Genomic DNA, 23,299 nt, shown 5'->3' on the forward strand with positions numbered 1-23,299 from the left:
GCAGCTCGCTACGGCAGCGGGTGCATGCGTTCGGCGCCCATCGCATGCGCCATGGCGGCAAAGCCTTCCTGCATGGCAGTAGGGCGCCAGTCGCTGCGCCGGGTCATCACGATGCGCCGGCGCAGCACGCCGCCTTCGATCGGTATTTCGGCCAGTGCACCGGCCTGGCGCTCGAACAGGAACTGATCCAGCGACATCAGCGTCAGCCATTCGCCTTTGAGCATCAGTCCGCGCGTGACCAGCACCGAGCCGCATTCGATCCGCGGCGTCGGCGGTTCGACACCGTGCGTGCGGAACAGCGTCTCCCAATTGCGCCGCATCGGCACGCCCAGCGCCGGCACCGCCCAGGGATAGGCGAGCAAGTCTTGGATAGTGGCGGTGCCCTTGCGCCGCAGCGGATGTGCACTGTTGCCGACGATAAACAGTTCGTCGTCGAACAGATGTTCCTGCTCCACGTCATTGGCCGGCGCCGGCTCGCGCAGGGCACCGCCGATCACCAGGTCGATATCGCCATGGCGCAGCGCCATCAGCAACTCGCCATACGGCGCTTCGCGTACTTCCACTGAAGCGGCCGGATGCGCTCCCGCGAAACGTGCCAGCAGATCGGGCAGAAACAGCGGACGCGCCATCGGCAGCGTGCCGATGCTGATGCGTCCGCCGCCGTGCTTGCCGGCGGCGATTTCATCCAGCCCGGTGCGCAACTCGGCCAGCATCAGGCGCACGAAGCGCACGAAGCGGCTGGCCAGATCGGTAGGGCGTACCGCGCGTCCGGCGCGCACCAGCAACTCCGCGCCCAGCGCATCCTGCAATTCCTGCACGGCGCGATACACCGCCGGCTGCGACAGGCCGATCTGCTCGGCCGCCACGGCGTAACTGCTGCAGTGTTCAACGGCGACCAGCGCGCGCAACTGCACCATGCTGACGCGCCGCTCGATCTGCGCCAGCGGCGCCAATCGTGCCGAGCGGCGCACCAGGCGCACCGCCTGGGTGAGATAACGCAATGCACGCTCCACGCGAATGATCCACGCCTGTCCGCTCACGGTCGGATGCACGCCCACGGCCTGGCGTTCGAACAGGCGAATATCGAGCAGCCGTTCGAGCTTGCCGATCGCTTGCGCCAGCGCCGGCTGCGACAGGCTGACCTGTTCGGCCGCGGCACTCATGCTGCCGGCGCGCGCGATCACGCTGAGCGCAGCCAGGTGGCGAAGGTTCAGGGCATAAATCGAGTCCATACACAATCAATAGTATTTGCTTATAGGCCGACAATAAAACGAATTTGGCTGCACCGCAGTTTTCGCGCAGATTTCACTGCGAAACGCGAGGGGATAAAACCCCTGGTGACAGTCGATACCAAACTCGAAAGCCGCTGAGGCGCTTTTCTTGGCGCAATGCAGCATCGAAGTGACCGGTCTTGCCGCCTTCATCCAGCGGCCGGCTGTTGCAACGCAAGAGAAAACATCCCAGCCCACCATCTACTGATCGTTCTTATGCACATCATCGATTCCCATCTGCACGCCATTGCCGCCGACACCGCCAAGTACCCGAAGAATCCAATCGGCGGTCATCAGTCGGAGTGGTCGCAGCAACGGCCGGTCGATGCCGAGGGCGTGATCAAGGCGCTCGATGCCGCCGGTATCGCCAAGGCGGTGGTGGTGCAGGCATCGACCGTGTACGGGCACGACAACCGCTATGTGGCCGATACGGTGCGCGCCTATCCACAACGCCTGGCCGGCGTGTATTCCATCGACGCGCTGGCGCCGGATGCGGTGGAGCGCATCGAGCATTGGGAGGCGCAGGGCCTGCATGGCTTTCGCCTGTTCACCACCGGCACCACCATGCCCGGGCAATCGGACTGGCTCGGCCATCGCGATTCTTATCCGGCCTGGGCACATGCCGAAAAGCGCGGCATTCCGGTCTGCCTGCAGATGACCATGCAGGGCCTGCCCACGCTACGCACCTTGCTCGAACATTTTCCCAACGTGCGTGTGTTGCTCGATCATTGCGCCCGTCCGGAGCTGGACGACGGCGCACCCTACAAGGCGGCGCAAGCGCTGTTCGACATGGCCATGTTCGATGGCGTGCATCTGAAGCTGACCAATCGCACGCTGGCCGCAGCCGCGCAGGGCCGCTCCAAGCCGGCGGCATTTCTGGAGCAGCTGGTGCTTACCTTCGGGGCCGAACGCATCGCCTGGGGCTCCAATTTCCCGGCGGCCGAGGGCTCGCTGCAGACCCTGGCCGCGACCGCGCGCGAGGTGCTGTCGAGCCTGCCCGAAAGCGAGCAGGCGATGATCTTCGGCGGCACCGTGGCACGGATTTATCCGGCGCTGGCGGGAGCGGCGGCATGAGCCAGCCGGTCCATCTGCGCAGCGTATTGAAGACCAGCACCTTGAGTGCGCCGCTGAAAGACGGCACGCTCAAAAGCGACCAAGTGACGCTCGATTTCACCGAGATCCATCCCATCCACAAAGCGTTTGCGCCGATGGTGCGCGAGGCGAAATTCGATCTGTCGGAACTGGCGATCGTCACCGCCCTGCAGGCAATCGCCTTTAAGCGCCCGGTCGTGCTGCTGCCGGTGGTGGTCGCCTCGCGCTACCAGCGCGGCTGCCTGGTGGCGTATCGCCCGCATGGCGAAGTAAAGCCCGAACACCTGCGCGGCAAGCGCGTTGGCGTGCGTTCCTACACGCAGACCACCGGCATGTGGGTGCGCGCGCATCTGGTCGAGGATTATGGCGTGGCCACCAGCGCGATCCGCTGGGTCACCCACGATCCGGCCCACGTGGAGCAATACCGGGATCCGCCGTTCGTTGAACATCCCGCGCAAGGCAAAAGCCTGCTCGACCTGCTGCACGATGGCGACGTCGACGCGGCGATTTTTGGCAACGACCTGCCCGAGGACGATGACTACGTGCCGGTGATCGCCGACGCGGCCGTCAGGGATACGGCATGGGCGCACCAGCATGGCTTCGTGCCGATCAACCATGTGGTGGCGGTCAGCAGCGATATCTGCCTGCGCCAGCCGGCCGCCGTGCGCGCCGCCTATGCGCTGCTGGCGCAGGCCGAAAGCCGGCAGTCGGCGACGCCGGACGCGCCGCGCAAGACCTTGTCCGGCTTCGATGCCTTGCGCGCACCGCTGGCGTGGATCATCGATGCCTGCCTGGAGCAGGCGCTGCTGCCGCGCCGGCTCAGTCTCGACGAAGTGCTGGGGCCCGCGCATGCTTTGCTGGAAGGCAGTGCGGCATGATCTGGCCGATCGCCCCGGTGCATGCCGCGTTGACGCGGCATCTGCCATGAGTTCCGTTCCACCATGACCCGACCGGTAAACATCGACATGCACCTGGCTTCGCAGCGACGTCCGTTCTATCGCGACCTGACTTTCCAGGTGGCGCTGGGCATCGTGCTGGGCGTGCTGGTCGGTGTGCTGTGGCCCGAGCTCGGCGCCCGGCTCAAGCCGTTGGGCGACATTTTTATCCGCCTGATCCAGATGGTGGTGGGGCTGATCATCTTCTGCACCGTCACCCACGGCATTGCCAGCGTGCGCGACCTGGGCAAGGTCGGGCGCATTGCGGTGAAGGCAATGGTGTATTTCGAGCTGGTCACCAGCGTTGCGCTGGTGATCGGCCTGGTTGCCATCAATGTGCTCAAGCCCGGCGTGGGCATGCATATCGATCCGGCCGTGCTCAAGTCCGGCACGGCGGCGGGCGGGCAGGGCGCGGCAGCCGCGCAGGGCTTCGGCGAATTTCTTACCGACCTGGTGCCGACCTCGGCGGTCGGTGCCTTCGCCCACGGCGACATCCTGCAGATTCTGCTGTTCTCGGTGCTGTTTGCCTGCGGCCTGGCCAGTCTCGGCGATACCGCGCAACCGGTGCTGCGCGTGGTGGACGTCACCCGGCAGACCTTGTTCTGGATCATCCGCGTGGTGATGAAGATTGCGCCCATCGCCGCCTTCGGCGCGATCGCCTTCACCACCGCCAGGTTCGGCCTGGCCAGCCTGTTGCCGCTGGCCAAGCTGGTGGGCGAATTTGCGCTTACCTGCGTGGTATTTCTGTTGCTGGTGCTCGCGCCGATTTCGCGCCTGTGCGGTTTTAGCCTGTTCGCACTGATGCGCTATTTCCGCGAGGAACTGGTACTGGTGCTGGGCACCAGTTCGTCGGAAAGCGTGTTTCCGCAACTTACCGAAAAGCTCACCCGCCTGGGTGTGGACGAATCGGTGGTGGGCATGGTGCTGCCCACCGCCTACAGCTTCAATCACGACGGTACCTGCCTGTATTTCGCGGCGGTGGCGGTGTTCCTGGCGCAGGCCACTGGCACCGCGCTGGGCTGGCAGGCGCAGTTGGGTCTGTTGCTGATTTTGCTGGTCACTTCCAAAGGCGGCGCGGGCGTTTCCGGCTCGGCCATCGCGGTATTGACCATGACCCTGGCGGCTACCAAGACCATTCCGGTCGGTAGCGTCGCCTTGATACTCGGTGTGCATCGCATTCTGTCGGCGGGGTTCGTGTTCGTGAACATCGTCGGCAATTGCGTTGCCACCGTTGCGGTCGGCCATTGGGAAAAGGCCGTCGACCGCGAACAGCTGCAACGAGAACTACAAGCGGGTTAACAGGCATATAGAACATGCCTTCAAAACAACATGTGTCCCGCGGTTCCTGCTGGCGCCGCGGCGGGGAGAGTTGCGCCGATGAAAGCGCCAAGAGTACGTACATCGCTATATCTGAGTCTTGCTGCCGCGCTGCTGGTGTCGTCCGTGCACGCGCAAAACAGCAGCCCGAATACCAATTGGGCCGATAACTACGCGGCGGCGCAAACGTCGCCGCAGCAAAACCCTGGCAATAACACGGTGGATCCTTCCGCTACGCCGGTGAGCGCGCAGCCTGCTTCCAAGGAGCCGGCCTTGCCGCGCTCGAAGCTGGTGCAGAAGCTGCTCGACGAGGGGGTGAATATCCGCGCCAGCGAAATCGACCAGTACGCCAGAAATACCACCGGCGGCGTCAAGCAAGGCGGCCATAACGTGGGCCAGTTCTATATCGGCGCCGACTTCGACCTCGACAAGATGTTCGGCTTGACCGGCGGCACCCTCCACTTCACCGTGTATCGCGATTACGGCCTGAGCCTCAACGCGCTCACCACCGGCACCTACACCAAGCAGCAATACATCTATAAGAACCCGTATCCGCGCTGGCATCTGGGTTTGTTCTCGTACGAGCAGAAAGCCCTGGACGACCGCCTCGATATCCAGGTCGGCCGCCTGGGCAGTACCACCTATTTCGGCCACCTGGTGGTCAATTGCCAGTTCGTCTCGGCCAATACCTGCGGCGAGCCGCGCATGCTGGTTTCCGAAACCGGCCTGAGCCTGCTGCCGTCGGCCACCTGGGGCGGCAATGTGAAATACAAAACCACCGAACACACCTATGTCGATGTGGGTGCCTTCGAAGTCAATCCGGAAATCCAGCCGAGCAACGGCCTGGATTGGGAAATCAAGCATTCCACCGGCTACACGCTGCCGATCGAATTCGGCTGGGTCAACAACGATCCCAAGACCGTGCAATACCCCTTCGAGTTGAAGGGCGGCGTGTATGCGAGCACGGCGCCGTTGACCGACATCAACATGAATACCAAGGGCGAACCGCTCGGCATGGACGGCGGCACCGCTGCCACCGATCACCATATCCGCGACGGCGTCTACGTGATGGGCGACAAAGTGATCTGGCGTCCCGATCCGGATTCGCCGCGCAGCTTCAACGTGTTCGGCGGCTGGGTGCAGCAGTTGGAGCAGCAGGAGATCATGCGCCAGCAGATCTACACCGGCTTCGTCATGACCGGCCCGTTCGCGGCCCGGCCGTATGACACGTTCGGCCTGAATATCTCCGAGTTCGAGCTGACCCCGGCCGAACAGGCCTATCTCGCCGAGGCGCGCAAAAAGGCCGGCGGCAGTGGCTGGAACGCACGCCATCAGTTCGCCTACGACCTCACTTACAGCATCCACCTGATCAAGGGGCTGGAGCTGATGCCGAGCCTGCAATACATCGTGCATCCGGACAATTCCAGCATCCCGAAAACCGCGGTGCTGCCGAAGAACCTGTTCGTGTACGCGATCGGCCTGCGCATGGATATCGGCGTGCTGTTGGGCTTCAGGCCCGCGGCGGCCAATGACTGAGGAACTGACATGGCTATCGTAGTAACCCGTATCGAACGCGCCGACGCCAGCCTGATCGCCGGGCTGGCCCAGGTCGGCGTCGCCACCGTGCACGAAGCGCAAGGCCGCAGCGGCCTGATGCATGCCGGCCTGCGCCCGATCTACGGTGGTGCGCGCATCGCCGGTTCGGCCGTCACCGTGCTGATGCCGCCGGGCGACAACTGGATGATGCATGTAGCGATCGAGCAACTGCATGCCGGCGATCTGCTGATCGCCGCCACCACCAGCCCCTGCGAAGACGGCTATTTCGGCGACCTGCTGGCCACCTCCGCCAAGGCGCGCGGCTGCCGCGGCCTGATCATCGACGCCGGCGTGCGCGATGTGCGCGAGCTCACCGCCATGGGTTTTCCAGTGTGGAGCCGCGCCATCTACGCGCAGGGCACGGTGAAGGAAACGCTCGGGTCGGTGAACGTGCCGGTGGTCTGCGGCGGCGCGCTGGTCAATCCGGGCGACGTGGTGGTGGCCGATGACGACGGCGTGTGCATCGTGCCGCGTGCCAGCGCGGCCCAGGTGCTGGAGCAAGCCCGTGCGCGCGAAGCCAGGGAAGACGAAAAGCGCGAGCGGCTGGCTGCCGGCGAACTGGGCCTGGATATCTACGGCATGCGCGAGCGCCTGGCCAGCAAAGGCCTCAAATACGTCTGAGCCACACGCTGGCCGCACCCTTCCTCACCAAGCAGCATTCTCATGATCATCGACTGCCACGGGCACTACACCACCGCGCCGCAAGGCCACGACGCCTTCCGCGATGCGCAGCTGAAGCACTTTGCCGATCCGTCGCAGCCGATGCCACTGTATCCGGGCATCTCCGACGACGACATTCGCGCCAGCATCGAAGCCCTTCAGCTGCGCCTGCTGCGCGAGCGCGGTGCCGACATGACGATCTTTTCGCCGCGCGCCAGCACCATGGCGCATCACCAGGGCGACGAAGCCGTCAGTCAGGCATGGACGCGGCATTGCAACGACCTGATCGCGCGCGTGGTAGGACTCTATCCGGACACGTTCATCGGCGTATGCCAGCTGCCGCAATCACCCGGCGTGAGCATCGGCCATTCGATCGCCGAGCTGGAACGCTGCGTCGAGCAACTGGGCTTCGTTGGCTGCAACCTCAATCCCGATCCTTCCGGCGGCCATTGGAACGGACCGCCGCTGACCGACCGTGCCTGGTATCCGTTCTTCGAAAAAATGGTCGAGCTGGACGTGCCGGCGATGATCCACGTATCCGGCAGCTGCAACGCCAACTTCCACGCCACCGGCGCGCACTACCTCAATGCCGATACCACTGCCTTCATGCAGTGCCTACAGGGTGACCTGTTCAAGGATTTCCCCACCCTGCGCCTGATCATTCCGCATGGCGGCGGCGCCGTTCCCTACCACTGGGGCCGCTACCGCGGGCTGGCCGACATGTTGCACAAGCCGCCGCTGAGCGAGCACCTGATGCGCAATGTGTACTTCGATACCTGCGTCTACCATCAGCCGGGCATCGACCTGCTGTTCAAGGTGATCGATATCGACAACATTCTGTTCGGCTCGGAAATGGTCGGCGCCGTGCGCGGCATCGATCCGACCACCGGCCATTATTTCGACGATACCCTGCGCTATATCGAGGCACTCGGCCTGTCGCCTGCGGATCGGCACAAGGTGCTCGAAGGCAATGCGCGCCGCGTGTACCCGCGCCTGGACCGGCAGCTCAAGGCGCGCGGCAAATAAGCGGGGAAGGGCGTGCGTGGCGCAAATTATTTCGCCACAGCGTATGCGTGCGCAGGGTATCCTCAGCAACTTATGGCGACGGCTCGCCCGCGCCAAGCGCTTGGCTCCCCACGTTCCCCAAAGGTCCCGCTCATGAAAACCATTGGCTACGCCGCATCCTCCGCCGTTTCGCCGCTCGCCCCTTTCAGCTTCGAACGCCGCGCCCTGCGGCCGAACGATGTCGCCATGGAGGTTCTGTATTGCGGCATCTGCCACTCGGATCTGCATCAGGCCCGCAACGACTGGGGCTGGAGCACCTATCCGATCGTGCCCGGCCACGAGATCGTCGGACGCGTCACCGCGGTGGGCAGTGGCGTCACGCGCCATAAAGTAGGCGATGCCGTCGCCGTCGGTTGCATGGTCGATTCCTGCATGGAATGCGATCAGTGCCGCAAGGGCGAGGAACAGCTGTGCCGGCGCGGCAATACGCAAACCTACAACGGCCGCGACCGCATCACTGGCGAGCCCACCTACGGCGGCTATTCCAAGCACCTGGTAGTGCGCGAAGAGTTCACCCTGAGCGTTCCCGATGGCCTGGACCTGGCTCGCACAGCACCGCTGCTGTGCGCCGGCATCACCACCTATTCGCCGCTGCGCACCTGGAACATCGGGCCCGGCAGCCGCGTCGGCGTGCTCGGCCTGGGCGGCCTCGGCCATATGGCGGTGAAGCTCGCCGTAGGCCTGGGCGCCGACGTCACCGTGCTGAGCCGCAGCGCGGACAAGCAAGCCGATGCGCTGGCCCTGGGCGCCGATCGCCTGCTGCTGTCCACCGACAAGGCCGCCATGGACAAGGCCGCATCCAGCATGGACCTGATCATCGATACCGTGCCGGTCAAGCACGACCTCAACCCGTACATGCCGCTGCTCGATATCGATGGCACGCTGGTCATCGTGGGACAGATCGGCCCGATGGCCGAGCAGTCCACCGTGCCGCTGCTGCTGGGCCGCCGCCGCGTGGCCGGCTCGCCCATCGGCGGCATTGCTGAAACCCAGGAAATGCTCGATTTCTGCGCCCGCATGAAGATCCTGCCCGATTGCGAAATGATCCGCATGGATGAGATCCATCATGCGTTCGAGCGTATGGAAAAGGCCGATGTGCGCTATCGCTTCGTGATCGACATGGCGTCGCTCAAGGCCGAGTAAGTCGTGCGTGGTGTGTGAGCTGGAAGCCTCGCAAGCCGCGTAAGCCGCGCGTGGTGTGTGAGCTGGCAGCCACGCATGCCGCGTAAGTCGTGCGTGGTGTGTGAGCTGGCAGCCACGCATGCCGCGTAAGCCGTGCGTGGCGTATGAGCTGACAGCCTCGCACGCCACATTCTTTCGCCATGCACACAAATGCCATAGTGCCGTCATTCCCGCGAAAGCGGGAATCCATTTGCTCTGATGCGTAAAGTCAAAATGGATTCCCGCTTTCGCGGGAATGACGGCGTTGAGGTGGTGTGGTTTGTTGAGGCAGCGCGATGTGTTGAGACGGCGCGGTGTGCAAAGGGATGAACGGCATGGATGATATCCATCACGCTTTCGGTGTATGGAAAAGGCCGAAATGCGCTATCGCTTCGTGATCGACATGGCGCCGCTCAAGGCTGAGTAAGTCGTGTGTGGTGCGTGTGTTCACAGCCTCGCACGCCGCGCAATCAGCGCGTGACGTATGAGCTGACAGCCTCGCACGCCACATTCTTTCGCCATGTGCACAAATGCCATAGTGCCGTCATTTCCGCGAAAGCGGGAATCCATTTGCTCTGATGCGTAAGGTCAAAATGGATTCCCGCTTTCGCGGGAATGACGGCGTTGAGGCGGCGTGATGTGTTGAGGTGGCGCGGTGTGCTGAGGTAGCGCGGTGTATTGAGGGATGAACGGTACGCGGAGGTATGCGGCATCAGGCTTTAAAAGCGGCAACCTCTTACCCTGTGTGAAGGATTCGATATCGCTCCGACTGCTCCGGATCGCGATCAACCACCTGCACCGGCGCCCACGCCCATTGCCACACATGAATGCCCGGCACGCGCGAGAACCGGATCTTGCCGCGCGTACCTTCCACGGCAACACGTGCCCACGCCTGCGCACAAGTCAGTCCTTCCGCGCGGTATTGCAGCACATCGGCCAGCACCATGATGGTGTCGTAGCCCTCGAGTGCCACGAAGGAAGGCGCCTCAGCCAACTGTTCGCGCAATGCTTTTTCGATGCGTACGCCGAGTTCGCTCAGCTGCTCGGGCAGATAGCGCAGGAACGGAATGGCACGGCCGTCCTGGCCCAGCAAGCTCGCCCATTCCGCAAACTCCGGTTGCCCTGCCGGCGCGCCGATCAGCAGCGGCGTCAGGCGCGAATCGCTGCGCACCGCCCGAACGATCGACGCCGCAGGTTCCGGATATCCAACCAGCAACAGCAGGGCGCTTGCCCCATGTCCAGCCAATGCATCACCTACGGCATCAGGCGCAAGCGTGCTCATATCCAGTTCGACCAAGCTGCCGCCAGCTGCTGCGAGTCGCTCGCGCAAAATACGCACACCGGCAGCCCAGTACACACTCGATTGAATCGCGACCGCGACGCGGCGATGGCCCGCACCAAGCAGAAAATCGGCATAGACCCGCCAACCATACGATTGCGCCGGGGGCAGCCGCGCCACCCAGTCGGTGGCCTGTTCGGCAAGCGCATCGAGCACCGCGGACGAGCACAGAAAGGGCAGGCCGAGCGCATCGGCGCGCGCCGCAACGGCACGGGCGACCACGCTGTGATATTCCCCCACCAGCGCGGCCACGCCCAGCTGCGCCAATTCATCCACCGCGGCGGTCGCCTTGGCCGGATCGGCCGCCGTATCGCGCACGATCAATTCAATCGGCTTGCCCAGGATTCCACCGCGGCCATTGACCTCGCGCGCCGCCAGTTCCAGGCCGGCCAGCAAATGCCGACCTGCCTCCACCCAGCCGGGCCGGCTCAGGGGTGCCAGTGCGCCGATCCGCACGGTAGCTGTATCTGCTGTACCCACCTGTGTTCCTTTCCCCTGCACCAAGGCGTGGCGTGGACTATGCCAAAGAGCGGCAGCAGGTGGGTATGGTTACTTGCAGCAGGTGCCTAGCAATACTCGTTCAAGGCCTCGAACGCGTTCGGCCGCGCAATCAGGTAGCCCTGGATCAAATCGCAGCCCAGGTTGCGCAGCGCGTGCAACTGCTCCTCGGTTTCCACGCCTTCCGCCGTCACGCTCATGCCCAGCGCATGGGCGAGGCGGATGATCGCCGAGACAATCTCGTTGTCGCGCTGGTTGGTGTCGACCTCGCGCACGAAATCCTTGTCGATCTTCAAATTGCGCACGGGCAGGTGGCGCAGGTAGTTGAACGAAGAAAAGCCGACGCCGAAGTCGTCGATGGCGCAGGTAATGCCCATGCGATGCACCTCCTTCATCGTTTCTGCCGCACGCGGCAGATCTTCGATCAGGCTGCTCTCGGTGACTTCCAGCTCCAGGTCGCCCGGCGACAGCGGGGTGTTTTTCAGGCTGTCCTGCAGGAACGTGATGAACTCCGGATCGCGGATCTGCTTGCCGGAGATGTTCAGCGAAATGGGGATCGGCTTTTTCCCCGCCGCGACGCGCGCCTGCATATCCTTGACGATGTTGGTGATCACCAGGCTGCCGAGGCGCACGATAAGCCCCGATTTTTCGGCCACGGGAATAAAATCCGCCGGCGACACGTTGCCAAGCTCCGGATCTTTCCAGCGCAGCAGCGCCTCGGCCCGCACCAGTGCCCGCGTATAGATATCGACGATGGGCTGGTATTCCAGATAGATGCGATCGTGCAGGATCCCGTCCTGCAGGCGGCGGATCATCTCTTCCTTCAAATGTTCCGGCGTCTTGCCGGCCGAGGAGTGCACCGCCACGTTGAGCAACTTGTTGCTGCTGGTATGCGAAGGCAGCACGCTGTCGGCGGCCTGGAACAGCGTGCGCGCGCTGATGCCGTCGGCCGGATACTCGCTGATGCCCACGCAGACGGTGGCGTAGCGGCCGTGCGGGAGAATTTCAAAAGCGTTGCCCAGGCAGCGTTCCAGATCGGCGACCAGCGCGGGAATACCTACGGTGGCATCGCTGGCCTTGAACAAGGCGAAGCTATCCTGGCGCCACGCGCCATAGGTGACATCGGCCGGCAGCAGCCGCAGCCGTTCGAGCAATTCGCGATGCAGCTCGTCCTCGGGAATATTGAGCGACCTGGCCAGCTCGAACGGACGCAGCCGCCCCAGCCCAAGCACAAACGGCCGACCCTGCTTGATCGCCTCGACCACGTGTCCGTAGATTTCGGTACGGCCGAGCACCGGCCGTTCCTCGCCGAGTTCCTTGTCCTTTTCGATTTCCGCCAGCAATTTCCCCACCAGGTTGCGCTGGCGAATCTCCGACTCCACCAGCTGCGCCAACCGGAGCAGCTGCTGCCGGTCGCTGCTGCTAAGCGTTCTGGGCTTGTGATCGACCACGCATAAGGTGCCCAGCGGGGTCTTGGCCGGGCTGCGAATCACCGCGCCTGCGTAAAACCGTACGTGCGGCTCGCCGGTCACCAGCGGATTGTCTGCAAAGCGCACGTCGCGGGTGGCGTCTTCCACCACCAGGAGCTCCGGCTCGTGCAGCGCAAACGAGCAGAACGACACATCCCGCGGCGTTTCCTGCGCATCCCAGCCGTAGGTCGATTTGAACCATTGCCGATGGCGGTCGACCAGCGTGATCAAGGCTACCGGCATGTTCAGGCTTTGCGCGGTGAGCTGCGTGATGACATCCAGTTGTTCTTCTCTGGGGCTGTCCAGCAGGCGCAGCGACCACAAATCCCGTTGACGCTTCGATTCGCCCGGTTCCTCGCCGGGCAAGTCTTTCAATGTCATCCCCTGTCCCCAGTGCAAGCTTGCTTCGAGCTGTAGTGAATGAGCGGCGGCGATGGCGGAATCGGCCGCCCGGCCAAGTACGCTTTGCTACGGCGATCCGCGTGAGGCAAATGTGAAGAAAGCCGCCATGCCGCCGTAGCGGCATGAACCTTGCGCGCGGATCAGGCGGTCTTCAGCGCGTTCCATTGGGACGGAAAAAGAAACTATATCGATGCTGAAGTGCGGCCCCTTGCCAGGCCTGCGGTGGTGACATCTTTCAGCGCAAGAACGAGTAGCCTAGATCGCCCATATTCCAGGCGACGCGTTTGCGTGGGTGATGGCACCCCGCTTCGTCGCTTGAAAGCCGCAACACCATCGATGCCGACGCGTGGGCCCGGGGGTAACCGCTCTAGGCGACAACGATCTTCAGCTTAGCGGAGCGCTGCCATGAAAAATCTCATCAAGCGGATTCCCGTGCTCGGCCCCGTTGCACAAAATGTCTACCGTCGCTGGTTCCACCCGCCGCGGCAGTTCCACGGCTCGGAGGAATACTGGATCGAGCGCTATCGCGAAGGCGGCAACTCCGGTGCCGGTTCGTATAACCGTCTCGCTGAATTCAAGGCCGAGGTGCTGAACGACTTCGTCGTCCGCCACGGCATTGGCGAAGTGATCGAGTTCGGCTGCGGCGACGGCAACCAGCTGACCCTGGCGCGCTACCCGTCGTATCTCGGTCTCGACGTCAGCCCGCACGCTATCGAAGGCTGCATGCGCCGCTTCGCCAGCGATCCGAGCAAGTCGTTCCTGCTGGTGCATGACTACGCAGGGCAGACCGCGCAACTCGCGCTGTCGCTGGACGTGATTTATCACCTCATCGAAGACGAGGTGTACCACGCCTACATGAATACCTTGTTCGGCGCCGGGCGCGATTACGTGGTGATCTATTCGTCCGATAAAGACGAAGTGCCCAGCCAGACCGCACATGTGCGCCACCGCCAGTTCAGCCGCTGGGTGCGCGCCAATGCACCGGGCTGGCGGCTGCTGGCGCATATACCCAATCGTTATCCGTATGCCGGTGACAACGACACGGGATCACTCGCCGATTTCTATATCTATGGCAAGGGCCGTCTGACCTAGCCAATTTCAATGGCCGGTGCTGCAAAGGCGAGGTGTCGTCGCTACGGGCGTCTACGCCCCAGGGTATCCCCCAGCACCGTCAGCAATAGGCCGGTAATGCCAGTGAAGAGCGCCCAAAGCATGTTTAGCGAAGCCTTGACGTGCAGCTGCCATAGGGCAATCGCAGCCACCGTCAGCAACAGGCCGACAATCTCAAGCCAGTGCAGCGGGCGATTGCCGACTTGAAAGTATTTGCCATCGTCCCTGTTTATCCGTTTTCTGAAATCGGCGAGAAAGCTCGTCATGTCTCTCCATAGATCGCGGCATGGGCAATTGAATATCGGTACGCGTAAATCGGATGTCGCTTTTGCTACGGGTTCATCGCTGACTAGTACTGCTCAGCTGGTTGTATCCAGCGGCACCAGCAGCCCGCGCTTGAGCGTGCTCAGCGCCACCCGAGTCTGGAACCGGCGGACATTGGCGTTATCCGTCACCAGCCGCTGCATCACCGCTTCGAAGTCCTCGACGTCGCGCGCCACCACAATCAGCACATAGTCGCCGGCGCCGGTCACGTACCACGCTTCCTGGATACACGGCTCGGCGCCGATCCATTGCTTGAGGCTGGCCAGCAACTCCGGCCGTTCCCGCTCCACTTCCACGTCGACGATCATCGTCAACGGCCGTCCAGCTTGTTTCGGATCGATCACCGCAACTTCGGCAAGAATCACCCCGTCATCGCGCATGCGCGCAATACGCCGTTGCACCGCGGAGGCCGATAGCCCCACCTCCGCACCGATCAGTTCGGCCGGGCGGCGTGCATCCCGCTGCAGGATGACCAGGATGCGGCGATCGAGCTTGTCCAATTCACTGGTCATCTGTGCGCATGGCCGGGGCGGGGCGGGGAAAAAGTGCGCGGCTGCGGTGCAAGTTGCGGGCTGCCCGCGCGGGCGGACTCTAGCATAGCCCGCACCCTCCACCACGCGGGATACCCGTTGCATGAAGCTGCTTTATCAGTCGCACTCACCGTATGCGCGCAAAGTGCTGGTGTTCGCCCATGAAGCCGGACTGGCCTAACGCCTCGACGTGATCCACCAAGAGACCAGCCCCGTACAGCGCAACGAGCAAGTATTCGCCCTCAATCCGCTCGGCAAAGTCCCCGTGCTGGTCTGCGACGACGGCACCGTACTGTTCGATTCCAGTGTCATCTGCGAATACCTCGATGGCCTGCACGATGGCGACAAGCTCATACCATCGTCTTCTTCGCCGCGCCTGCACGCACTGCTCCAGCAGGCCGTCGCCATGGGCCTGGCCGATGCGGGTATCGCCGTGCGCTGGGAATCCGAACGTCGCCCCGCTGCCATGCGGTGGGCACCGTTGCTTGAAGGTCATCTGCAGAAAGTCGCGGCCACCTGCGATTATCTGGAAGCAAGCATGGCCGAGGACGATCCCGTACACATCGGCACCATCGCCCTCGCTACCGCGCTGAGCTGGATCGAATTCCGACAGGTCTACGATTTTTGCAGCGGCCGTCCACAGCTGTCCGCCTGGTACCGGCGATTCTGCGCACGTGCTTCGATGCATGCCACGCCACTGTGCGGCAACACCATCGACCAGCCGCCATCGGCCCATTCAGGAGCTGCCCGTGCGCTCGCCATGGATTGATCTGCTTTGTTTACACGGCTACATCACCGACCCGACGCTGCTGCGCAAGCTGGCCACATCGCCACCGCAGGCACCTCGACCGCGACCGCGCACCAATCGCCCGCGCATCGCCCTGGTCAAACAGGCTGCTGCGTCATGGCGCCTGTGCCTTGGCATCGGCGATGGCTTGCTGCGTTCGCAGTAACCGGAGCAGGGTGCGCGCGCCCAATCGGTTAAAACATGTCATGTCGCTGGCCGCCATGACAGTTGCACGCCGCCGACAGCGCATGAATCAAGCTTGACTCAAATAAGGGATTATTCACCGGAGATTGATGTTATCCGCCCAAAACTCGTGCTCCCACAGGCAACGAGGAGCGGTTCGTGAAGAAGATTGCTTCATTGACCATCGCGCTGGCGCTGGGGTGTGCTGGCGTTGCGATGGCGCAGCAGCAGGCATTGAATCAGCAGCAGATCCGTGCGCAGCTGACCCAGCAGGGCTACACGGATATCCATGATTTGAACTTTGATGACGGCGTATGGACGGCGCGGGCGCGCAGCGGCAATGACGAGCGCGTAAAGCTGCGCGTGGATCCGATCACCGGCCAGGCTTATCCGGATAAGCAGGTATCGCCGATGAGCGAGTCGGATATCCGCTCCGCCTTGTCAGTGCAGGGCTATACCGATGTCCACGATGTGGATTTCGATCATGGCATCTGGAAGGTACGGGCGAAGAATCCTTCCGGTGCGAAGGTGTCGTTGAAGATTGACGCGGATTCGGGCCGAGTGATTGGCACTAACTGAACGCATCGAGCCATCATGGCTTCCAGGCCCCATGTGTACGCATGGGGCCTTTTTTTATCGGCGTACAGCTTGCTACGTATTCGGCTACACAGCCGGCGGCGGGTGCACGCACAGCAAAGACCATCCAATTCCTACATACAACCCGAGCATGGCTGGGTATTGTCTTGGGGTCATCGGCGCGATGGTGAATGCGATGTCGCCGATGACCCTTGCAGCAATGTGAGGTAAAGACGCGAGCCGTGAGAGCTAGGAACTCCCACGACCCGCTAACCACAATCAATTACTAGAGGACTTGATCATGGCTGCCGCCGATCATACGTCACCCGTTTGCCCTTCGGACCGCAACGATCCAAGGCTAGAAGTTTTACGACCGCCCGCCCCCACGCTCCCCCCGCTACGGAGTTCGGATGCGGAACTGCGCCAGGCCGGCATAGACCAGGATGATCCTTATTTCCTGGCGGTGTTGGCGATCGAGCGCGTCTTGTCTGCCGACCGCGATTACGTACCGCCGCTCTTGCCTCCCGGCGTACGCCTTTGCGGCCAGCTGCTACCGCTCACCGCCCCCCAACGCTACGGCCTGCATACCGCCCTCAACGTTCTGCATCAGCACGTCGACCCGACTCGACGACCGCGCGGCGACTAAGCCACGCGGGTACCTATGAGGGCGGCCCCTGGGCGCGCTCACTGACGGAGCGCGCCTTTTGCGGCACGCCGGACGGGTTTGGCGTGCCGCTTTTTCAAGCAAATCGATCAATAAGGATGATGAACATGGCTGACAAGAACCATGAGGCACGCGCGTGCCTGTCGACATTCACTTTCAAGCCGGGTGAAGGCATCGCGCTGGGCATGGCGGTGATTGAGGATGTGTTGCAGGCGTATGTGAACTTTGAGGAGCGGCATCCGCATCTGGAGCGCACGGTGCGTATGCCGTTTGATGCGCAGAAGCTGCAGCTGCTGCAGGCTACATTGGAGGCGCTGGTTGATTATGTCGGTAGAGGTGCCGACGGTGAGCGGAGTGGGGCGTAGCGAGGTGATTTTGCGAAGTTTGTGCGGAAGTGCTGGATGGTGATTCTAGGAAAGCGCGTACAGCCTCAGTCCAACCCTCCCCTGCCAGTCGGGGGAGGGAACTGATTGTGTAATGTTCTGCGGGTCCCGGTGGTGGCTGATTAGCGTTACGGTCCGGTCTGAACAACTTGCCGGTATTGAGAGCCGCGCTTCCGGTCGTCAATTTAGGTGGTTTGAATGGGCCGCTTCGAGTCGGAAGCGGGGATTAGGCTTCGGATCGAAAGCTGCCATCTAACGTCCAACTGCTGGCGGCTCGCGGGTAGCCGTTACATCCTGGGTGGTGGTTGCAATCGCAAATGCGGGCGATTTAACGTCAAAGCTTTGGAATTGCCACTCGCCGTCGCGTTGAACCAGTCGAACGGCAAAATAAACTTCGCCATGCTCCATCGTTGCCTCTGCAATATATGACGCCGTGACAACTTTACCTTTGACGGTTTCCAGAAATACGTTTGCACCACCGCGCGACCCTTCGTATTTCTTGAGAGCTCCCAACTTCGCAAGAGTCAAAAAAAAGGCCTGGAACTCTCGTGGCTTGGATTCCGCTGACTGCTTAAGTTCTACGGAGGCACGATTGAGCAAATCATCCTTCGACCAAGTCGCCGCAATGAGCGGAATCGATGTATCCACAAAAGCCTTGCTGGATGCATCGAGCCCAGATCTAACGTGGCCTAGATAGCCGAATATCCCGCACGCAACGACAATAATTGCAAGAAATACAACGCCAAGAACTGATAGAAACCTTCTCATCAAGACCCCATTACTCAAAGGTCCGCTTCGGGTCGGAAGCGGATATGCCGCATCATCTCTAAGCGGTCAGCTGAAGCTTCCGATCTAAGAAAGAATGGCCCAAGGTAGTTCCACCTTTACCGTTAGGAGAAAAGTTGTCATTCCCGTGCCATTGAAAGGTTTTTTTAATTCTTGTTGTACATACAAAATCTCAATCGCTCTTCCAATTTTGAGATCACGTTGTGCCACTGAACGCTCGATGGGAAGCAGCCATCGAGAACAGAATCCATTGGCGTCGGCAATTTCGACCTCAGGATAATCGCCAGTCCGCCCTATCCAAAGCTGATTAATGTTCCCTTCTACTACATGGGTCGGAAGCCGGTCCTGTTTGATGTTTTCCCACCATTCTTCAGTAGCCACCAATCCATGAGTGATCTTCAGCCCAACAGGTTTTTTGCTTAAGGAGGCCCTTTGAACCTGCTCGATCCGCCAGCGATCATCGCGAAGGTCGTAAATAACGTTCATGCGATCCATTTACATGATCTCCGGACCTATTTCTCATGGCAGCTACGGGTCGGAAGCAGACATTAGCTATTCGTAGCGGCGTGCCCAGAAAAGCATCGCTTCAACACTGCGCTTCAATTTAGGTTCGCTACAACTATCAATCAGATCGTCCAAGAACGCGATGACTTCCTCCCGCCCAAAAACCTTGCACCAATACGAAGGAAGCTCGCTGACACTCAAGTTCCAGTGTTGCGCTGATGCGTAAACGGACGCGTCTAGTGCGATGGGAGACGAAGGAGCCACGCTCAGCAATATCGTGGCTGCCAATTTCTGCCGTTCGTAGTGGTTTTTCTGCAAGTTCGGATCATAGAAGAACGACATGAGGCCAAAGTAGGCCTCTTTTTCAGTTGCGTTACCGCAACTGAAAACGAGCTGTCGCTGCTGCTGCGGGTTGGACGCGCCAAGTTCATCAGCCGCAGACGCCACCTTCTCAATTACCTTGCTGCGATCCCATGAGTTCACAAAGTCACCCGATTCGCCCACTGAGCAGACAACGCGCCCCATCTGACCCTTCCGCCTCTGAGGTCCGCTTCGGGTCGAAAGCGGACAATTCACTCGTTTAGCCGCCTGCCGATTGTGCCACGAGACGCTGGTTAATAATCTGCAACGCCTGTTCCCTCCAGCCTGCTTGCGCATCCGTGGGAACTGTATTTGTTACCCCCCTAAGCGCCTGTTGAAGATCATGGGTGTAACCGTTTCGAAGCATCCATACGACCCAGTCGAAATGTCCCACCGCTAGTGGCGCGGAGATGCTAGAAACCACGCCATCGTGGTAATTAATGTCTGCACCGCGCTTCACCAACAATGCCGCGCAATCGAAGTGCAGCTGCAACATGGCGATCATCATGGCGCTCCTTTGATGTGCTGGAGAATTGGGGTCGCCGTGATAGTCCAGAAGCATGTTCAATAGCGGCACATTGCCGGCGGAGGCAGCCATATAGACTGGTGCCTCCCCTTGTTGCCATGGCTTATTGGGGTCGGCGCCTAGCTCAAGCAATAAATGGATGGCCTCATTGTCGTGTTTGGCAATCATCCAAATCAGTGGAGTTATGCCGGCTTCGCCGGACGCATTGATGTCTACACCGGCGACAAGTAGCGACTTGGCCTTTTTCTCGTCGTGATCGCCAGCGGCTCGAATCAGGCTGACGACCTGTGGATCATGAAAGACTTCGCTCGCGGATTTGCCTGCCAACTGCACTGAGCCGCATCCCTGGCTTAGGAGGTATATGGCAGACAGAATCGCAAGCAACCCAAATCTGCGCATTGAAGTAAACATGAACCGTTTTCCCTTTTTAAAATAGTGGCGATCGACTTCTGCCTAAATTCATGTCCTTTCCAAATTAAAAATGTCCGCTTTGGGTCGTAAGCGGACATCACGAAGCTCGATGTCGCAATTCTATTTAGGTCCAGGCCCGGGACAAGCAGGTGCGGAAAACGTCGCTTAGGTTGTCGATAGCGGACGCCTGATAAGACTTGGATGGATTGGTCCTCTCCAGGCGATCAAGCTCGTCTTCGATAAAGGCGTGAATAGACGGAACTGGCGGCTCAAGACCCATTTCAGGTGCGGCCCGTTTCTTTTCCAACAAAGCATGGATGTCGGCCAAAAGCACGGGATTGTCTCCAATGAGATGAAGGAGCTTCTCAAACTCAATGGGAGCGGCATTGCCGTATCGCTCCAGCCAACGGGCAGCCAAAAGCGGCCTCAGGACGTAAAAGTACTTCTTCAGCGGGACAAGATCGGCACGCAGATAACCGCGATAATTTCTTTTAGCCATACTCCGGTAGTGGTAGATACCACTCTCACAAGAGTAGGTTGAGGGTAGTAGATCCAATACACATTCGCGAAAGGGACCTACGTCGCGATAAATGATCGAGGACTGGATCCACTCGACAAAAGCGGGATTGGATTTCCAAAAGAGTCGCAACGCCTTTCGTAGGTCCCAACCATTCAAGTCGATATCGTCGACAATCTCGTACTCGATGACATCGCGCTGCTCCTCCAGACCAACCGACAGATACCAATCTTTGGGATGCACGTAAATGAACCTGGCGTCGTAATCACTGTTTGGTGATTCGAAACCCCAGGCCCGACTTCCTGACTCGACGGCAAGCAAAACTCGAACGCCATGCTCGGCTTCAGCCCGGTCAATACGTTTGTTTATCTCGGAACGCACGGACGCTGAAATCATAGTTCTCGCCATTCGAATGCCGGACATAAATGCTCGATAGATCATTAATTTTGCCACTAACTCAGTGTCCGCTTCGGGTCGGAAGCAGACCTTACCGATCGCCAGTTACTTGATCGCGAAACTCTCGCCAGTGCTGGTAACCGACTCCGAGAAGTTCACTTAGATGCTTGCCGGATTCACATATAACAGGATTTGGCAAACCTTCTGTCGGTAGATTCTTGGCTTGTGATGTGTCGGTAAGTATCGCGACCGGGTTCGAGGCATCCCCAGTCCCCTGTGCATTCAAAATCACCATGTCACCCGTTTTGGCAACATCGAAGACGAAATCGACAATGCTCTGCGAGAACCCCCGAACGAGAAATGCGCACCCAGTGAAGCTCTCTTCATCCTCCAATCCCTTGGCCGAGAATTCAACGCTAGAGCCATCGGGAAAATCAACCAGGTAGAAGCCGAACCTGTCAGCCGCGACCTGGGTATGGCGTCGAAGCACTGCGAGAACCTCGGTTCTGCTTACCTCCGCTGAGCCACCGGACTTAAAGCGCTGAAGGTATAGATCAAAGCTCATCTCTCGCCGCCTTAATGGGTCAAACATCCTGCTTGAAAGCTGGCCGCCTCGGGTCTGAAGCGGACATAAGTGTCGATGTAGCTTATTGGATTTCTTTTGCCATAGCTTTCGCCACCGCCTCAACAGCAGGGGTTACGTTCGGGTGTGTGCCAAGCCACAAGCCGCCAAGGTATCCAGCCAATGAGCGCCCATTGAGGAAATCCTTGAGTTCATCTGCCTTTGCTGCGCGGAGCAAATCATGGCAGCGATACATAACAGACAAGCTCTCTTTTGCTTCAGGATCGCCAGACTCTTCCTGCCACTCTCGCTGGACCATGACGATAAGCTTCCCAATTGCCAGCTCTAAATCTGAACGATCCCTTGGCATTCATGACTCCTGTGCCCATGCGCCCCATGTCTGCTTTGGGCCGGAAGCGGACACTCAGAAAATAACGCGTCGGTACAGCCAGCACCCGCTCGACCAGGGTAGATCGGTCGGCAGGGACTTCGTGACGATGCTTTGATGATCGACCCAGATCAGGCGACGCCAGAGCTCCCCAACGAGGTCATCTGACGATGTGGCGGCAAACTCGGCCTCTACCTCGCCCGGCTCTTGATCGAAGTACGTCCACCAATTTAGTCGAAACCCTTCGCGGCCAGCTTCGTCCTGTGGGTCAACCTCGAACGTCCAGCCTAAGGCAACGCCCAGTACGCCCAAAGGCATGTTCCCGGCGGCTTTGAGCGAATCGCTTGCACTTCGCCTGATTATTGCGGCCAGTTCATCCCGCTCCATTGCCTGCCCTCGCTTGCATCGATGATCGCCCCCTGGCCCCGTTGCTATGTCCGCTATGGGTCGAAAGCTGACCTAATCCAGTTTCTCACGCATCAGAGCTGCCGCAGCGTGCTCTACCGCAGCGTCGAGGGTAGGAAAGATATCGTCGGCGTTCACACAATCAATGACGTGCCAGACGTCTTCCGCCTGATAGATGTATCGAGCGTGCTGATATCCGCTGATTCCGTTTCGCTCGAACGCCCCACGCCCTACGAATATTGAATGCCCGAGCGACCAGTCTCTTGGCCTTGCGAAAAGACCGGCGGATTGGAGTCGATCAATCGCTTCTGACTCATTCATCAATTCACCCCCTTAGGCTGTTTCGCGTCGATGTCCGCTATGGGTTGCCGCTTCAACCGGTCAACGCAACACCTAAGCGGGGACGCATGTAAGTCCTTAGAAGTTCAAAGTTTTCCCGTCCGCCCGTGAAAGGATTGCGGTGCCGCGTTAGACCTTAAATTTAGGCACTTCCAAGCCTCCGCCTACTCTTGATGAGCTTGGATCATAGGTGCCATCACAACAGGCCCCCGTTTTCTCACTCTCTGGGTGTTGCATTGACCCTTTGAGACCGCAGTCGAAAGCGGACGTTCTTAAATTATGCAATCCCTTTTCATCACCACGTACGACTAATCTTTTTTCCTATCCGCTGAAAACGTTATTGCCGTCGATTATCAGAACGGGCCTAGATGGACAAGGCCCCTTTATGGATGAAAATTCACCCCTAAACGAACTCTTCATTTGTGGAATGGTCGCGTAGAACCTGGCCACAAACTTTGTATTTGCGAAGCCTGAGTGGCCTGCACTAACTGGTCCAGATGTAGGGTTAGTTTAAGCAGCGAGCTTCAGATGTACATCCTGGATGGCTGGCAGGACAGCTTCAGGAGCCGGTGGCCGATAATTCAACGCGCTATGCGGCCGAATCGTGTTGTAGTGGTGTCGCCATTGTTCGATGACGACCTGTGCCTCCCTCAGCGTGTAAAAGATCTCGCCATTCAGCAGCTCGTCGCGGAATTTGCCGTTGAACGACTCACAGTAACCGTTTTCCCATGGGCTTCCCGGCT

28 protein-coding genes are annotated in these 23,299 nt (G+C 60.2%); 13 read left to right on the forward strand and 15 right to left on the reverse strand.

Features of this window, described 5'->3' with window-relative positions:
* Positions 1-8: 8 nt before the first annotated feature.
* Positions 9-1,232, reverse strand: coding sequence for a LysR family transcriptional regulator (locus tag IGX34_RS15310; RefSeq protein WP_192556592.1), 1,224 nt, complete (start codon positions 1,230-1,232; stop codon positions 9-11).
* 255 nt (positions 1,233-1,487) lie between these two features.
* On the opposite strand from IGX34_RS15310, the gene IGX34_RS15315 reads away from it, so the two are divergent.
* From IGX34_RS15315 to IGX34_RS15345, 7 genes are all read left to right on the forward strand, one after another.
* A complete protein-coding gene (locus IGX34_RS15315) occupies positions 1,488-2,345 on the forward strand; it encodes an amidohydrolase family protein (protein ID WP_192556593.1) in 858 nt (285 codons plus the stop codon).
* Positions 2,342-3,241 (forward strand): hypothetical protein, encoded by a 900-nt coding sequence (locus IGX34_RS15320; protein ID WP_192556594.1) that lies wholly within the window; start codon positions 2,342-2,344, stop codon positions 3,239-3,241. Before IGX34_RS15315 ends, IGX34_RS15320 begins: the two co-directional genes overlap by 4 nt.
* A 63-nt stretch (positions 3,242-3,304) precedes the next feature.
* Positions 3,305-4,597: a C4-dicarboxylate transporter DctA gene (gene dctA, locus IGX34_RS15325; protein ID WP_225737491.1), complete on the forward strand. Its 1,293-nt coding sequence runs from the start codon at positions 3,305-3,307 to the stop codon at positions 4,595-4,597.
* A 78-nt stretch (positions 4,598-4,675) separates the two neighbouring features.
* Positions 4,676-6,151 carry a carbohydrate porin gene (locus IGX34_RS15330; RefSeq protein WP_192556595.1) on the forward strand — a complete coding sequence of 492 codons (1,476 nt, stop codon included), beginning with the start codon at positions 4,676-4,678 and terminating at the stop codon, positions 6,149-6,151.
* A 9-nt stretch (positions 6,152-6,160) separates the two neighbouring features.
* Positions 6,161-6,832 carry a 4-carboxy-4-hydroxy-2-oxoadipate aldolase/oxaloacetate decarboxylase gene (locus tag IGX34_RS15335; RefSeq protein ID WP_192556596.1) on the forward strand — a complete coding sequence of 224 codons (672 nt, stop codon included), beginning with the start codon at positions 6,161-6,163 and terminating at the stop codon, positions 6,830-6,832.
* Positions 6,833-6,874: 42 nt separating this feature from the next.
* Complete coding sequence (locus tag IGX34_RS15340) at positions 6,875-7,897, forward strand: amidohydrolase family protein (protein ID WP_192556597.1); 1,023 nt, start codon at positions 6,875-6,877, stop codon at positions 7,895-7,897.
* Positions 7,898-8,029: 132 nt separating this feature from the next.
* Entirely contained in the window at positions 8,030-9,079 is a 1,050-nt protein-coding gene (locus IGX34_RS15345; RefSeq protein WP_192556598.1) for an NAD(P)-dependent alcohol dehydrogenase, read from the forward strand.
* A 754-nt stretch (positions 9,080-9,833) separates the two neighbouring features.
* Here IGX34_RS15345 and IGX34_RS15350 read toward each other — a convergent pair.
* Both IGX34_RS15350 and IGX34_RS15355 read right to left on the reverse strand, forming a co-directional pair.
* On the reverse strand, positions 9,834-10,916 hold the full coding sequence (locus IGX34_RS15350) for an ABC transporter substrate-binding protein (protein ID WP_338015484.1): 1,083 nt from the start codon (positions 10,914-10,916) through the stop codon (positions 9,834-9,836).
* A gap of 86 nt (positions 10,917-11,002) precedes the next feature.
* Positions 11,003-12,784 (reverse strand): sensor domain-containing phosphodiesterase, encoded by a 1,782-nt coding sequence (locus IGX34_RS15355; RefSeq protein WP_192556600.1) that lies wholly within the window; start codon positions 12,782-12,784, stop codon positions 11,003-11,005.
* Positions 12,785-13,210: 426 nt separating this feature from the next.
* Between IGX34_RS15355 and IGX34_RS15360 the strand changes: the two genes are divergently transcribed.
* Positions 13,211-13,897 carry a class I SAM-dependent methyltransferase gene (locus IGX34_RS15360; protein ID WP_192556601.1) on the forward strand — a complete coding sequence of 229 codons (687 nt, stop codon included), beginning with the start codon at positions 13,211-13,213 and terminating at the stop codon, positions 13,895-13,897.
* 41 nt (positions 13,898-13,938) lie between these two features.
* Here IGX34_RS15360 and IGX34_RS15365 read toward each other — a convergent pair whose 3' ends face one another.
* Positions 13,939-14,181 (reverse strand): hypothetical protein, encoded by a 243-nt coding sequence (locus IGX34_RS15365; protein WP_192556602.1) that lies wholly within the window; start codon positions 14,179-14,181, stop codon positions 13,939-13,941.
* Between the two features lie 93 nt (positions 14,182-14,274).
* Positions 14,275-14,751, reverse strand: a complete 477-nt coding sequence (locus tag IGX34_RS15370; RefSeq protein WP_192556603.1) for an Lrp/AsnC family transcriptional regulator — start codon at positions 14,749-14,751, stop codon at positions 14,275-14,277.
* A 208-nt stretch (positions 14,752-14,959) separates the two neighbouring features.
* On the opposite strand from IGX34_RS15370, the gene IGX34_RS15375 reads away from it, so the two are divergent.
* From IGX34_RS15375 to IGX34_RS15395, 5 genes are all read left to right on the forward strand, one after another.
* On the forward strand, positions 14,960-15,538 hold the full coding sequence (locus IGX34_RS15375) for a glutathione S-transferase family protein (RefSeq protein WP_338015485.1): 579 nt from the start codon (positions 14,960-14,962) through the stop codon (positions 15,536-15,538).
* Positions 15,519-15,722: a hypothetical protein gene (locus IGX34_RS15380; protein ID WP_192556604.1), complete on the forward strand. Its 204-nt coding sequence runs from the start codon at positions 15,519-15,521 to the stop codon at positions 15,720-15,722. The genes IGX34_RS15375 and IGX34_RS15380 overlap by 20 nt, the downstream gene beginning before the upstream one ends.
* Positions 15,723-15,898: 176 nt before the next feature.
* Positions 15,899-16,318 (forward strand): PepSY domain-containing protein, encoded by a 420-nt coding sequence (locus IGX34_RS15385; RefSeq protein ID WP_338015486.1) that lies wholly within the window; start codon positions 15,899-15,901, stop codon positions 16,316-16,318.
* Positions 16,319-16,616: 298 nt separating this feature from the next.
* Positions 16,617-16,961, forward strand: a complete 345-nt coding sequence (locus IGX34_RS15390; protein ID WP_192556605.1) for a hypothetical protein — start codon at positions 16,617-16,619, stop codon at positions 16,959-16,961.
* A 125-nt stretch (positions 16,962-17,086) separates the two neighbouring features.
* Positions 17,087-17,344, forward strand: a complete 258-nt coding sequence (locus IGX34_RS15395) for a hypothetical protein (RefSeq protein WP_192556606.1) — start codon at positions 17,087-17,089, stop codon at positions 17,342-17,344.
* Between the two features lie 270 nt (positions 17,345-17,614).
* On the opposite strand, the gene IGX34_RS15400 is transcribed toward IGX34_RS15395, so the two are convergent.
* The 10 genes from IGX34_RS15400 to IGX34_RS15445 all read right to left on the reverse strand — a co-directional run.
* The gene (locus IGX34_RS15400; protein ID WP_192556607.1) at positions 17,615-18,130 is read right to left on the reverse strand and encodes a hypothetical protein; all 516 of its coding nucleotides are present in this window, start codon (positions 18,128-18,130) and stop codon (positions 17,615-17,617) included.
* 84 nt (positions 18,131-18,214) lie between these two features.
* Positions 18,215-18,643: a hypothetical protein gene (locus tag IGX34_RS15405; RefSeq protein WP_192556608.1), complete on the reverse strand. Its 429-nt coding sequence runs from the start codon at positions 18,641-18,643 to the stop codon at positions 18,215-18,217.
* 57 nt (positions 18,644-18,700) lie between these two features.
* Complete coding sequence (locus IGX34_RS15410; RefSeq protein WP_192556609.1) at positions 18,701-19,177, reverse strand: hypothetical protein; 477 nt, start codon at positions 19,175-19,177, stop codon at positions 18,701-18,703.
* Between the two features lie 55 nt (positions 19,178-19,232).
* On the reverse strand, positions 19,233-19,949 hold the full coding sequence (locus IGX34_RS15415; RefSeq protein ID WP_192556610.1) for an ankyrin repeat domain-containing protein: 717 nt from the start codon (positions 19,947-19,949) through the stop codon (positions 19,233-19,235).
* A 124-nt stretch (positions 19,950-20,073) separates the two neighbouring features.
* Positions 20,074-20,862, reverse strand: a complete 789-nt coding sequence (locus IGX34_RS15420; protein ID WP_192556611.1) for a nucleotidyltransferase domain-containing protein — start codon at positions 20,860-20,862, stop codon at positions 20,074-20,076.
* Between the two features lie 91 nt (positions 20,863-20,953).
* Complete coding sequence (locus tag IGX34_RS15425; protein ID WP_192556612.1) at positions 20,954-21,427, reverse strand: hypothetical protein; 474 nt, start codon at positions 21,425-21,427, stop codon at positions 20,954-20,956.
* An 82-nt stretch (positions 21,428-21,509) separates the two neighbouring features.
* A complete protein-coding gene (locus tag IGX34_RS15430) occupies positions 21,510-21,794 on the reverse strand; it encodes a hypothetical protein (RefSeq protein ID WP_192556613.1) in 285 nt (94 codons plus the stop codon).
* A gap of 54 nt (positions 21,795-21,848) precedes the next feature.
* Positions 21,849-22,199 carry a hypothetical protein gene (locus IGX34_RS15435; protein WP_192556614.1) on the reverse strand — a complete coding sequence of 117 codons (351 nt, stop codon included), beginning with the start codon at positions 22,197-22,199 and terminating at the stop codon, positions 21,849-21,851.
* Positions 22,200-22,271: 72 nt separating this feature from the next.
* Positions 22,272-22,538 (reverse strand): hypothetical protein, encoded by a 267-nt coding sequence (locus IGX34_RS15440; RefSeq protein WP_192556615.1) that lies wholly within the window; start codon positions 22,536-22,538, stop codon positions 22,272-22,274.
* A 528-nt stretch (positions 22,539-23,066) separates the two neighbouring features.
* Positions 23,067-23,299, reverse strand: a 233-nt coding sequence (locus IGX34_RS15445; protein WP_192556616.1) for an integrase core domain-containing protein, incomplete at its 5' end; no start/stop codon positions are given.

The organism is Dyella acidiphila, from assembly GCF_014863405.1.
Lineage (GTDB): Bacteria > Pseudomonadota > Gammaproteobacteria > Xanthomonadales > Rhodanobacteraceae > Dyella_B > Dyella_B acidiphila.